A 12225-nucleotide genomic window follows, 5' to 3' on the forward strand; every position below is an offset into this window, starting at 1 on the left:
CCACCGGATAGGCTCATCGGAATCGGACCCTCGTACGACGGGAGAGCGCCGTGACGGCTGCGGTCATGGGGTTTGCGCTGTTCGCCCTGCTGATGACGATGACTCCGGGCCCCGACACCCTCCTGGTGCTGCGCAACTGCGTACGGGGCGGGCGGCGTACGGGTGCGGCCACGGCCGTCGGCGCCGCGGTCGGATCGCTCGCCTGGGCGGTCGCCGCGGCCGTGGGCCTCGCGGCGGCGCTGCAGCGGTGGGACACGGCCTTCACGGTCGTACGGCTGGCGGGGGCGGCCTACCTGGTGGTGCTGGGCGGCCAGGCGCTGTGGGCCCAGCGGCGCTCCGGGGCGGCGACGGCCTCCGGGACCGCGCTCGCCGTGGCGCAGGAGCGCCCCGCCGCCCGTCTCGGCGCCGTACACGCCTTCCGGCAGGGCCTGTTGAGCTGCCTGCTCAACCCCAAGGTCGGCATCTTCTTCGTCGCCGTCGTCCCGCAGTTCCTGCCCGAGGGCCACTCGGTCCTGGGTACCACCCTGCTCCTCGGCGCCGTGGACGCGGTCATCGCCGCAGGCTGGCTGCTCCTGGTGGTCGTCTGCGCGGGCCGCCTCCTGGACCGGCTGCGGCGCCCCCGGGTACACCGCAACCTCGAGCGCACGACGGGCGGCGTCCTGGTGGCCCTCGGCGTCGGCACCGCGGCGGAGACGGTCGCCGGGTAGCCCCAGCCCCCCGCAGCCGGTTCCGGGCGCGGCCCTACGGCTTGTCCGTGTGGCGTCGTGCGCGCAGGGCCAGGCGGAGGCCGAGGACGGTCTGGGGGTCTTCCAGGTCGGTGTGCAGGAGTTGGGCGATGCGGGCCAGGCGGTCGTAGAGGGTCTGGCGGTTGACGTTCAGGTCGCGCGCGGTTTCGGCCTTGCGGCCCGCGCTGGCCAGGTAGGCCTCCAGGGTGGGGAGCAGCGGCTGGCGGGCGCTGCGGTCGTGGGCCAGGAGAGGGCCGATGGCGCGGTCGACGAAGTCGGCCAGCACGCCCTGTTCGCCGTGCTCGCGCATCCGCCACAGGAGCAGCTCGATGTCGAGGCGGCGGGCGTCGTACCAGGGCTGCTCGGGCAGGCCCGCGGCCGCGGACGCCGCCTCCGCCGCGTGCCGCAGCGCGGGGCCGGCGGCCGCCCAGTCGCCCGACGTACCGACGACGACCACCGGGCGGTGTGCGGCCGGGCGGTCGAGGCCCGTGCGGACGACTCCGGCGCGCAGCGCCTCGGCGATGCGGTCGGCGAGCGCGTCGCGGTCCTGGCCCGCGCGGAGGGACACGAGCATCGGGACGCGGCCCTCCACGGGCCGTACGCCGAGGAGTACGGGCACTCCGGGGGCGGCGAGTTCCTCGCGCAGGGCCTGGGCGAGGAGGGCCCAGCTCCCGGGGGTGGGGAGACCGGCGGGCAGCCGCATGACGACCGGGAACACGGGCTCGGGGCCGGGGCGGAAGCCCAGCAGGCGGGCCTGGACGGGGGCCTCGGCCGCGGAGATCCGCCCCTCGGCCAGGTCGGCCAGGAAGTCGCCGCGTCCTCGTGCGGCCAGTACCTCCTCCTGGCGGGACTGGAGCATGACGACGGCGAGGAGGTCGGCGGCGCGTTCGGCGGCGATCCGGTGGACGGGGGCCAGCGGGGCGTTGACGGGGAGCAGGACCAGGCGGGCGCGGACGGCGTCGGGGCCGTGGCCGCCACCGGGGATGTCGATGCGTACGCCGGTGTCGCGCAGGCCCTCCCAGGCCAGCAGGGGGTCGGCCGCGGCCGGGCCGTCGTCCTCGTCGCTGTCCGGGCCCGCCGCGTAGAGCGGGCTGCCGTCGGGGGCCTCCAGGCAGAGGGGGTTGCCGGTGAACGCGGCCAGCAGCCGGAGCACTTCGGGGGTGCCGCCGCCGCGCAGCAGGACGTCCGTACAGCGCCGCAGGATCTCGTCGGCCCGGCGCAGCAGCGTGTAGTGGCTGTTGATGATCTCGGTGTGGATGGCCTCGGTGACGGTGACGTACGGGACCTCGCGGTGCAGCTGGATCAGCGGCAGGCCGCAGTCCCGGGCGCTGTCGATCAGCGCCGAGGGCAGCGATGCGAAACGAGAGCCGAGCTCCACGACGAGAGCGGCGATCTCGCGGTCGGCGAGCTTGCGGATGAAGGCGCGCTGTTCGGACGGCCGGGCGCCCAGTCCCAGGCCGGTGGTCAGCAGCAGCTCGCCCCCCTTGAGCAGCGAGGCGATATGCGGCACTTCGCCCGCATGGACCCAGCGCACCGGCCGGTCCAGCCGGTCCTCGCCGGCCAGCACCTCCGGCAGGCCGCGCCGCAGCGCGGGCAGCTCCAGTGCCCTGCGTACCGTGATCTCGGCTTCGATGTGCGCTTCGCGTGCTTCCGGCCCCATGGCCAGGACGGTACCCGTAGTCCGCTATCCGGAGGCGCATGGTCCGTATGGCAGCACCGGCGGAGCGCCCCGGCGGCGGGGCCCTCAGCCCGATTCGCGCACCACCAGCCTCGCCTCCATGATCACCGGTGTGAGGTCCCCGCTCTCCGTTTCCCGGATCCCCAGCCGCCCCAGCAGCAGCCGGGCCATCAGCCGGCCCATCTCTTCCACGTCCTGCCGCACCGTGGTCAGCGGCGGGTCCGCCCAGGCCGCGGGCTCGAGGTCGTCGTAGCCGACCACCGCGACATCGTGCGGCACCCGGCGGCCGTGGGCCCGCAGGGTGCGCAGCGCGCCGTTCGCCATCAGGTCCGAGCAGGCGAACACGGCGTCCAGGTCGGGTGCGGCGTCGAGGAGTTGGGCCATGGCGTGCTCACCGCCCTGTGCCGTGAACCGGCCGTCCGCGATCAGGTGCGGGTCCGGATCCGCGGTGCCCAGGGCGTCGCGGTAGCCGTCGAGCCGGTCGACGGCGGAGGTCTGGTCGAGGGGGCCGGTGATGACGGCGATCCGGCGGCGGCCGCGGGCGAGGAGATGGCGTACGGCCTGGCGGGCGCCGTCGCGGTTGTCGGTGTCGACGTACAGCGGCCGGGGCTCACGGTCGGCGCCCGGCCAGCCGGGGCGGCCGCCGTAGACCGTGGGCAGTCCGGCGCGCTCGGCCATGGCGGGCAGCGGGCCGTCGCCGTGCAGCGAGAACATCAGCGCGCCGTCGACATGCCCGGCCGCCAGATAGCGGCCGATGCGGTCGTAGTCGTCGCGGTGGTCGACGAACAGCAGCAGGAGCTGGGTGTCGGCGGCGGACAGTTCGCGGCTGATGCCGCGCAGCTGGCGGCCGAAGAACGGGTCGGAGAAGACGCGGGTCTCCGGTTCGGCGATGATCACGGCGACCGCGCCGGTGCGCCGGGTGACCAGGGAGCGGGCCGCGCTGTTCGGTACGTATCCCAGCTCCGCCACCGCCTGGCGGACGCGTTCGCGGACCGCGGCCCGCACGCCCGTACCGCCGTTGACCACGCGGGAGACCGTCGCCCGGGAGACTCCGGCGCGCGCCGCGACGGCCTCCAGGGTGGGGCGCGGGCCGTGCGCGGGGCGCGGGCCGTGGGGTTCAGAGGTCATCCGGCACCGTCCAACTCCTTTTTCTCCGTGATGACTTGACGGTATGCCGTCGAGTCGGCAGGGTTCCGTCTGGATGCGGTGTGAGAGCGCTCTCACACCGGGTGTCCCTCAGAACTCCTCACTACCCCCCACCGTGCGAGGAGAATGTCATGAGCATGAAAACTGGCCGCAGAAGCGCGAGAGCGGTGCTCTTCGCTGTGAGCGCCGCACTCGCCGGCGCCGCTTCCTTCATCCTCCCGACGGCGTCCGCCGCCGGCGAGGCCCGGCCCGCCCCCTTCCAGGAGGTCTGGCGCACCGACTTCGACGGCGCTGCCGGAACGCCCCCCTCCGCCGACGACTGGATCACCGACACCGGCACCGGCTATCCCGGAGGCCCGCCCAACTGGGGCACCGGCGAGGTGCAGACCTACACCGACCGCCCCGAGAACCTCCAGCTCGACGGCGCGGGCCACCTCAAGATCACCGCGCTGAAGGACGGCGGCGAATGGACCTCGGGCCGCATCGAGTCCCGGCGTACCGACTTCGCGGCGCCGGCCGGCGGCAGGCTGCGCATCGAGGCGGGCATCCGGATGCCCGAGGCCTCCGGTGACGCCGCGCTCGGCTACTGGCCGGCGTTCTGGACGCTCGGCGACGCCTACCGGGGCAACTACCAGAACTGGCCGGGCATCGGCGAGTTCGACGTCATGGAGAACGCCAACGGGATCAACAAGGTCTGGGGCACGCTGCACTGCGGCGTCAGCCCCGGCGGCCCCTGCAACGAGACGCAGGGCAAGGGCGGTTCACGCGAGTGCCCGGCCACGGCCTGCCAGGCCGGATTCCATACGTACGCGCTGGAGCTCGACCGCACCGACGGCGCCGCGGAGTCGCTGAACTGGTATGTGGACGGGCAGCGGTTCCACACCGTCGCCGCCTCCGAGATGGACGCCGACAGCTGGGCGAAGGCGACCCACCACGGTCACTTCCTGCTGATCGACCTCGCGATGGGCGGCGGCTTCCCGGACGGCGTGGCGGGCTCCGCCACCCCCACCGACGCCACCCGGCCCGGCGGCTCGCTGCTCGTCGACCATGTCGCCGTATCCGTCGCGCAGCCCGCCCCCGCCCGGTCCGTCCCCGCGCAGCCCGCCCCCGCCCGTACCGCACGCCAAGGAGCCGCCTCGTGATCACTCGCCGCACCCTCCTCGGCGGACTCGCCGCCGGCGCCGCCGCCGCTTCCGGACTCGCTCTGGCCGGCCGCGCCATCGGGACGCCCGCCCCGCCCGGCCGGGCGGCCGCGGGCCTGCCCCTGCACCTCGTCAACAACTCGGGCCAGTACGCGAATTCCTCGGTGTGGATCTACATCGTGGGCAACGACGGGAAACAGCAGGTGCACGTCACCCCCGACGGCGAGCTCAAGCCCGTCGCCGTGGCCGACAACGGCCCGGACGGCTTCACCGACTACGCCATACCGCTCGCCGCCTCCGGCACCACGACCCTCCAGCTGCCCCAGATGTCCGGCCGGATCTACACCGCGCTCGGCAGCAAGCTCAAGTTCAAGGCCGTCGAGGACGGCAACGGCAAGGCGGCGCTGGCCTATCCGGCGGGCTGGGTCGCGTCCGACCCCAACTACGACGTGCTGCACGACTGCGCCGAGTTCACGTACAACTCCGGTGGGATGTACTGCAACACCACCATGGTCGACATGTTCAGCGTCCCGCTCGCGATCAAGCTCACCGGGGCCAAGGACCAGACCACCGGCACGCTCAAGGACGGCGCCCGCGCCAAGGTCTTCGCCGACATCAAGGGCGCCGAGGGCTTCGACCGCCTGGTCATCGACGACAAACGGGTCATCGCCCCGGGCCACGGCCTGGACAGCGGCCTCTTCGCCAAGGACTACCTCGCCCCGGCCATCGACGAGGCCTGGTCCGCCTACGAGACCAAGGACCTGACCGTCACCACCAACGCGGGCACTTTCACGGGCCGGGTCAGCGGCGGCAAACTCTCCTTCAACGGCCCCGGCACGGTCTCCTTCGACAAGCCGTCCACCCGCGACGTCCTCTTCTGCGACGGCACCCTCGCCGCCCCCAACGACGGCACCCTCGGGCCGGTCGCCGCCATCCTCGGCGCCGCCCTCAACCGCTCCACGCTCCTCTCGAACGCCGCCCAGCCCACCACCGACCCGGCCGCCTTCTACCAGGGACGGCTCACCCACCACTACGCCAAGGCCATGCACTCGGCGGCCCGGGACGGCAAGGCGTACGGCTTCGCCTTCGACGACGTCGCCGGGTTCGCCTCGTACATCGAGGACGGCGCCCCGAAGGACCTCACCCTCACCCTCACCCCGTTCTGACCCGCTCCACGCGGGCCCGCCCGTCCGTACGCTGTGCCTTATGTCAGGTACTGCACAAGCGCGCAACGACCCCGCCGACGGACGGTGTCCGGACGGCGGGCCCACGTCCATAGCCCGGGGCCCGGAGCCCGCGACCGTTGCCGCCGTGCAGCGCCGCACCGTCCGGGTCCTGATGTCCGCCCAGGTCGTGGGCGGGATCGGGATGGGCTCGATGCTCTCGTCCAGCTCGCTGCTGGCCGGCCGGCTCACCGGATCCGAGGCCGCGGCCGGTCTCGCCGCCACCTTCATCACCCTGGGCGCGGCGCTGCTCGGTATCCCGCTCGCCGCGCTCTCCCGCGCGCGGGGCCGCCGCGCCGGACTCGGCGCCGGCTGGCTGCTCGGCGCCGCGGGCGCGCTGCTGGTGCTGGTCTCGGCCCGGCTCGGCTGGTTCCCCCTGGTGTTCGTCGGCATGCTCCTCATCGGCTCCGCCACCGCCGCCAACCTCCAGTCCCGCTTCGCCGCCACCGACCTCGCCGAGGACGCCCACCGGGCGCGCGCCCTGTCCCTCGTCGTCTGGTCCACCACTGCCGGCAGCGTCGTCGGCCCCAACCTCAGCGGCCCCGGCGAGCCGGTCGCCCGTGCCCTGGGCCTGCCCGAGGAGGCGGGCACATTTGTGTTCTCGGTCGCTGCGTTCCTGATCGGCTGGGCGCTGATCGCGCTGCTGCTCCGCCCGGACCCGCTGCTTCTCGCGACCGCTGCGGCACGGACGACGGCGGCTCCGGGCGGTAGGGCTCCGGCCTCCGGCGGCAAGGGCGGCCGGCCCGCGCCCGCCGCCCGCCTCACCGCCGCCCTCCGGCATGTCCGTGCGTCCCCCAAGGCGTGGCTCGGCCTGGTCGCCGTCGTCCTCGGGCATGCCGTCATGGTGTCCGTGATGACCATGACGCCGATCCATCTCGCCCACCACGGCGCGGAGTTGAGCGTCGTCGGCTTCACCATCAGCCTGCACATCGCCGGGATGTACGCGCTCTCGCCGTTCGTCGGCTGGCTCACCGACCGGATCGGCCGGATCCGCATGATCCTCGTCGGACAGGCCGTCCTGCTCTGTGCGGCCGCCGTCGCCGGCACCGCCGGCAGCAACCGGACGGCCATCATCATCGGCCTGTTCCTGCTGGGCCTCGGCTGGTCCTGCGCGACCGTCGCCGGCTCGACGCTGCTGACCGAATCGGCCGCGGCCGCGAACCGCTCCGAGGTCCAGGGGCTCGCCGACACCCTGATGAACCTGGCCGGGGCGGGCGGCGGCGCGCTCGCAGGGGGGATCGTGGCGCTGAGCGGCTACGGGGGACTGAACGCGGCCGCGGTGCTGCTGATCCTGCCGGTCGCCGCCCTCGCGCTGGTCCCGCGGGCGCGGAGCTGAAGGGCCGCCCGGGTGGCGGAAGCGACCCGGCACCCGGGACCCGCCCGGCACGTGGCCACGGGCTACCCGCCCCCGTACGCCCCGCTCGCCGTCAGCCGCAGCGCCGTGTCGATCAGCGGAACGTGGCTGAACGCCTGCGGGAAGTTGCCCACCTGGCGCTTGAGCTTGGGGTCCCACTCCTCCGCGAGCAGGCCCAGGTCGTTGCGGAGCGAGAGCAGCTTCTCGAAGAGCTTGCGGGCCTCCTCCACCCGGCCGATCATCGCCAGGTCGTCGGCGAGCCAGAAGGAGCAGGCCAGGAACGCGCCCTCCTCGCCCTCCAGGCCGTCCACGCCGAGGTCGTCCTCGCCGGAGGTGGGGTAGCGCAGGATGAAGCCGTCCTCGGTGGACAGCTCGCGCTGGATCGCCTCGATGGTGCCGATGACGCGCTTGTCGTCCGGCGGCAGAAAACCCATCTGGGGGATGAGGAGCAGCGAGGCGTCCAGTTCCTGGGAGCCGTAGGACTGGGTGAAGGTGTTGCGCTCCTTGTCGTAACCCTTCTCGCAGACGTCCCGGTGGATGGTCTCGCGCAGATCCTTCCAGCGCTCCAGCGGTCCGTCGACGTCCCCGGACTCGATCAGCTTGACGGTGCGGTCGACGGCGACCCAGGTCATGACCTTGGAGTGGACGAAGTGCCGGCGCGGGCCGCGGACCTCCCAGATGCCCTCGTCGGGCTGGTCCCAGTGCTTCTCCACCCACTGGATCAGCTTGATCTGGAGGAGGGAGGCGTAGTCGTTGCGGGCCAGCCCGGTCATGTGGGCCAGGTGCAGGGCCTCGGTGACCTCGCCGTAGACGTCCAGCTGGAGCTGGCCGGCGGCGCCGTTGCCGACCCGTACGGGCTGCGAATTCTCGTATCCGGGAAGCCAGTTGAGGTCGTTCTCGCCCAGCTCCCGCTCGCCGGCGATGCCGTACATGATCTGGAGGTTCTCCGGATCGCCGGCCACCGCCCGCAGCAGCCACTCGCGCCAGGCCCGCGCCTCCTCGCGGTAGCCGGTGCGCAGGAGGGAGGAGAGGGTGATCGCGGCGTCGCGGAGCCAGGTGAAGCGGTAGTCCCAGTTGCGCACGCCGCCGATGCACTCGGGCAGGGAGGTCGTCGGCGCGGCGACGATGCCGCCGGTCGGGGCGTAGGTGAGGGCCTTGAGGGTGATCAGCGAGCGGACCACCGCATCGCGGTACGGGCCGTGGTACGTGCAGTGCTCGACCCACTCGCGCCAGAAGTCCTCGGTGGCCTCCAGCGAGGACTCCGGCTCGGCCATGGCGGGCGGCTGGTGGTGCGAGGGCTGCCAGCTGATGGTGAAGGCGATCCGGTCGCCGGGGGAGACGGTGAAGTCGGAGTACGTCGTCAGATGCTTGCCGTACGTCTCGGCCTCGGTGTCCAGCCATACGGAGTCGGGGCCCGCGACCGCGACCGTACGGCCGTCGATCTTGTGGACCCAGGGCACCACCCAGCCGTACGCGAACCGCATCCGCAGCTCCGAGCGCATCGGGACACGCCCGCTGACGCCCTCCACGATGCGGATCACCTGCGGGGCGCCGTCGCGCGGCGGCATGAAGTCGATCACCCGGACGGTGCCGCGCGGGGTGTCCCACTCCGATTCCAGCACCAGGGAGTCGCCCCGGTAGCGGCGGCGGTCGGCGGGCTTGGGCCCGGCGCCGGGGCCGTAGGCCGGGCCCATCCGCCAGAAGCCGTGCTCCTCGGTGCCGAGCAGGCCCGCGAAGACCGCCGGCGAGTCGAAGCGGGGCAGACACAGCCAGTCGACGGTGCCGTCCCGGCACACTAGAGCGGCCGTCTGCATATCGCCGATGAGTGCGTAGTCCTCGATGCGCCCGGCCACGTGCATCTCCCGTCGAACTGGAGTGACGCCCCCCATGGGACGTGTGTGCTGTCCGTCCTGCCCATGAAACTTCGCCGAGCAGCGGGACCGGAAATCGGGCGGGGGTGGTGCCTTCCCGGGCGGCTCGTAAGCGAGTGTCCGAGCAGGATACGACGTGCACGAATGATCCGCGCGACGCTCGCATGGAGTGGGGTGCTCCGTTCGGGTGGCAGGGGTTACATGGCCGTCACATGGAATTCGGCCATGCGTGGCCGGGAGCGACCATGCCCGGTCGCTGATAGCCTGGTACCCCGTGGACCGGTGGTTTCCCGCAGTAGTCACGGCACCCCCGAACCGCAGCGACGGCACCCCTGAAACACCAGGTCCGGCCGCCTCGCACCTCTCCACCTCGCGACCACGGGAGCTCCCTCTTGGCCATGCCGCCCAAATCCACGACGACCAAGCACCTCTTCGTCACCGGGGGCGTCGCCTCCTCGCTCGGCAAGGGGCTCACCGCCTCCAGCCTGGGTGCGCTCCTGAAGGCGCGCGGCCTGCGGGTCACGATGCAGAAGCTCGACCCGTACCTGAACGTCGACCCGGGAACGATGAACCCGTTCCAGCACGGTGAGGTCTTCGTCACGAACGACGGTGCCGAGACCGACCTGGACATCGGTCACTACGAGCGATTCCTGGACGTCGACCTCGACGGCTCCGCGAACGTCACGACCGGCCAGGTCTACAACACCGTGATCGCCAAGGAGCGCCGCGGCGAGTACCTCGGTGACACCGTGCAGGTCATCCCGCACATCACCAACGAGATCAAGCACCGCATCCGGCGGATGGCGACCGACGACGTCGATGTCGTGATCACCGAGGTCGGCGGCACGGTCGGCGACATCGAGTCGCTGCCGTTCCTGGAGACCGTCCGCCAGGTCCGCCACGAGGTCGGCCGCGACAACGTCTTCGTCGTGCACATCTCGCTGCTCCCCTACATCGGCCCGTCCGGTGAGCTCAAGACCAAGCCGACCCAGCACTCGGTGGCGGCACTGCGCAACATCGGCATCCAGCCCGACGCGATCGTGCTGCGCGCCGACCGCGAGGTGCCGACCGCGATCAAGCGCAAGATCTCGCTGATGTGCGACGTCGACGAGGCGGCGGTGGTCGCCGCCATCGACGCGCCGTCCATCTACGACATCCCCAAGGTCCTGCACACCGAGGGCCTGGACGCCTATGTCGTACGGAAGCTGGACCTGCCCTTCCGCGATGTGAACTGGACCCAGTGGGAGGACCTGCTGGACCGCGTCCACAACCCCGACCACGAGGTCAAGGTCGCGCTGGTCGGCAAGTACATCGACCTGCCGGACGCCTACCTCTCGGTCACCGAGGCGCTGCGGGCCGGCGGCTTCGCGAACAAGACCCGGGTCAAGCTCAAGTGGGTCACCTCCGACGACTGCAAGACCCCGGCGGGCGCCGCCGAGCAGCTCGCGGACTGCGATGCGGTCTGCATCCCCGGCGGCTTCGGCGACCGCGGTGTGGACGGCAAGGTCGGCGCCATCACCTACGCCCGCGAGAACAAGCTGCCGCTGCTGGGCCTGTGCCTGGGTCTGCAGTGCGTGGTCATCGAGGCGGCCCGCAACCTGGCCGGCATCGAGGGCGCGAACTCCACCGAGTTCGACCCGGGCGCCGCCCACCCGGTGATCTCCACGATGGCCGAGCAGATGGACATCGTCGCCGGTGAGGGCGACATGGGCGGCACCATGCGACTGGGCATGTACCCGGCCAAGCTCGCCGAGGGCTCCATCGTGCGCGAGGTGTACGACAACCAGCCGTACGTCGAGGAGCGCCACCGCCACCGCTACGAGGTCAACAACGCCTACCGCGGTGAGCTGGAGAAGAAGGCCGGGCTGCAGTTCTCGGGCACGTCCCCGGACAACAAGCTCGTCGAGTACGTCGAGTACCCGCGCGAGGTGCACCCCTACCTGGTCGCCACCCAGGCGCACCCGGAGCTGCGCTCCCGCCCGACCCGCCCGCACCCGCTCTTCGCCGGTCTGGTGAAGGCCGCGGTCGCGCGCAAGACGGGCGTCGCGAAGTAGCGGAGACGCGCCGGATACGGTTGCCGGGGTACGGCCGATTTTCGGGTTTTCCCGAGGCCGTGCCCCGGTTTCTGCGTGGGCACAGGCACCACGCAGGCCGTACCGCGTTGGCACAGGCACACACAGGAGGACGCGCCATGGCGATCAAGGACACCCCCGAGGAGTGGACGGTCACCGCCACCACGACGCCGTTCACCGGGAACAAGACCAGCGTGCGCACCGACGAGGTCGTCATGCCGGACGGCTCCACCGTCACCCGCGACTACCAGGTCCACCCCGGCTCGGTCGCGGTGCTCGCCCTCGACGACGAGGGCCGGGTGCTGGTGCTGCGCCAGTACCGCCACCCCGTACGCCAGAAGCTGTGGGAGATCCCCGCCGGGCTGCTCGACATCCCCGGTGAGAACCCGCTGCACGCCGCGCAGCGCGAGCTGTACGAGGAGGCGCACGTCAAGGCCGAGGACTGGCGGGTGCTGACCGACGTCTACACGACGCCGGGCGGCTGTGACGAAGCCGTACGGATCTTCCTTGCCCGGGATCTGTCCGAGGCGGAGGGCGAGCGCTTCGAGGTCTCCGAGGAGGAGGCCGACATGGAGCTGGCGCGGGTGCCGCAGGACGAGCTGGTGCGCGGGGTGCTCGCCGGTGAGCTGCACAACAACTGCCTCGTGGTGGGGGTGCTGGCGCTGACCGCGGCCCAGGGCGGCGAGGGGCTGGACGCGCTGCGGCCGGCCGGTGCGCCGTGGCCGGCCCGTCCCTTCGAGGCCTGATCCCCGGCCCGGCCGGGCCGAAACCGGCTCCGTTGCGAACCGGTCTGATGATCTGCTGTTCCGATCGAGTGACCCAACCGCCGCGCTCAACGCGGGCGGTGACGGATCGTGAACTACGCTCGGCAGCGTTCCCGTCGGCGAACGCGACGGGTTCGTACGCGCAGGTGGACAGGAGCGTGACCGGTGACGGATCAGGCGGTGGGCGGGGGGCAGCTCCCGCCGGAGGCGAAGCGCCGGCCGGCCGGGGGGACCATGGCCGCGCCGTCCC

At 72.3% G+C, this 12225-nt stretch carries 9 protein-coding genes; 6 read left to right on the forward strand and 3 right to left on the reverse strand.

The features are described from left to right. Nucleotides 1-50: 50 nt before the first annotated feature. Nucleotides 51-707, forward strand: coding sequence for a LysE family translocator (locus tag AB0D04_RS31620; protein WP_362710245.1), 657 nt, complete (start codon nucleotides 51-53; stop codon nucleotides 705-707). 34 nt (nucleotides 708-741) lie between these two features. Here the strand turns inward: AB0D04_RS31620 and AB0D04_RS31625 are convergent, their stop codons facing one another. Together AB0D04_RS31625 and AB0D04_RS31630 are read right to left on the reverse strand one after the other, a co-directional pair. Then, nucleotides 742-2385: a PucR family transcriptional regulator gene (locus AB0D04_RS31625; protein ID WP_362710248.1), complete on the reverse strand. Its 1644-nt coding sequence runs from the start codon at nucleotides 2383-2385 to the stop codon at nucleotides 742-744. A gap of 84 nt (nucleotides 2386-2469) precedes the next feature. Continuing rightward, entirely contained in the window at nucleotides 2470-3531 is a 1062-nt protein-coding gene (locus AB0D04_RS31630) for a LacI family DNA-binding transcriptional regulator (protein WP_362710250.1), read from the reverse strand. A gap of 149 nt (nucleotides 3532-3680) precedes the next feature. Between AB0D04_RS31630 and AB0D04_RS31635 the strand changes: the two genes are divergently transcribed. The 3 genes from AB0D04_RS31635 to AB0D04_RS31645 are packed head-to-tail and all read left to right on the forward strand — an operon-like array spanning nucleotide 3681 to nucleotide 7250. Further along, a complete protein-coding gene (locus AB0D04_RS31635; protein ID WP_362710253.1) occupies nucleotides 3681-4691 on the forward strand; it encodes a glycoside hydrolase family 16 protein in 1011 nt (336 codons plus the stop codon). Further along, entirely contained in the window at nucleotides 4688-5857 is a 1170-nt protein-coding gene (locus tag AB0D04_RS31640) for a beta-1,3-glucanase family protein (RefSeq protein ID WP_362710255.1), read from the forward strand. Before AB0D04_RS31635 ends, AB0D04_RS31640 begins: the two co-directional genes overlap by 4 nt. Nucleotides 5858-5897: 40 nt before the next feature. Next, nucleotides 5898-7250, forward strand: coding sequence for an MFS transporter (locus AB0D04_RS31645; RefSeq protein WP_362710257.1), 1353 nt, complete (start codon nucleotides 5898-5900; stop codon nucleotides 7248-7250). 62 nt (nucleotides 7251-7312) lie between these two features. On the opposite strand, the gene AB0D04_RS31650 is transcribed toward AB0D04_RS31645, so the two are convergent. Further along, nucleotides 7313-9127: a glycoside hydrolase family 15 protein gene (locus tag AB0D04_RS31650; protein ID WP_362710259.1), complete on the reverse strand. Its 1815-nt coding sequence runs from the start codon at nucleotides 9125-9127 to the stop codon at nucleotides 7313-7315. Nucleotides 9128-9537: 410 nt separating this feature from the next. Here AB0D04_RS31650 and AB0D04_RS31655 point away from each other — a divergent pair, with 410 nt between their 5' ends. Continuing rightward, the gene (locus AB0D04_RS31655; protein ID WP_362710262.1) at nucleotides 9538-11193 is read left to right on the forward strand and encodes a CTP synthase; all 1656 of its coding nucleotides are present in this window, start codon (nucleotides 9538-9540) and stop codon (nucleotides 11191-11193) included. A gap of 137 nt (nucleotides 11194-11330) precedes the next feature. Next, a complete protein-coding gene (locus tag AB0D04_RS31660) occupies nucleotides 11331-11957 on the forward strand; it encodes an NUDIX hydrolase (protein WP_362710265.1) in 627 nt (208 codons plus the stop codon). Nucleotides 11958-12225: the final 268 nt, after the last annotated feature.

It is taken from the genome of Streptomyces sp. NPDC048483 (assembly GCF_040651455.1).
Lineage (GTDB): Bacteria > Actinomycetota > Actinomycetes > Streptomycetales > Streptomycetaceae > Streptomyces.